The 324-nt window shown below is 63.6% G+C and carries 1 protein-coding gene; it reads right to left on the bottom strand.

What is annotated here, in order from left to right; genetic code table 11:
- A partial coding sequence (locus H5407_RS23845; protein WP_183106942.1) for a TRAP transporter large permease subunit occupies window positions 1-324 on the bottom strand: 324 nt, incomplete at both ends.

Raw genomic sequence — 324 nt, 5'->3', positions numbered from 1 at the left:
CCTACCGCAACCTGGGTCAGCACAGCGAGCGACGCCAGACCGCTCTTGCCGTTGTCTTCACGAATCGAGCGTGCCTCCAGCGGCAGGGCAGGGACCCACTTCGGCTTGAAGATAGCGATGCCGATGATGTAGACGGTGTAGAGGCCGGTCAGCACAAAGCCGGGCACGAAGGCGCCCTTGTACATATCGCCAACGCTCTTGCCCAACTGGTCGGCCAGGATGATCAGCACCAGCGAGGGCGGGATGATCTGGGCCAGCGTGCCGGAGGCAGCAATCACACCCGTGGCGACGCGGCGATCGTAGCCATAGCGCAGCATGATGGGC

Origin of the sequence: Mitsuaria sp. WAJ17, assembly GCF_014174515.1 — a bacterium.
Classification (GTDB): Bacteria; Pseudomonadota; Gammaproteobacteria; order Burkholderiales; family Burkholderiaceae_C; genus Roseateles_B.
This window is presented reverse-complemented; position numbering and strand designations above follow the sequence as displayed.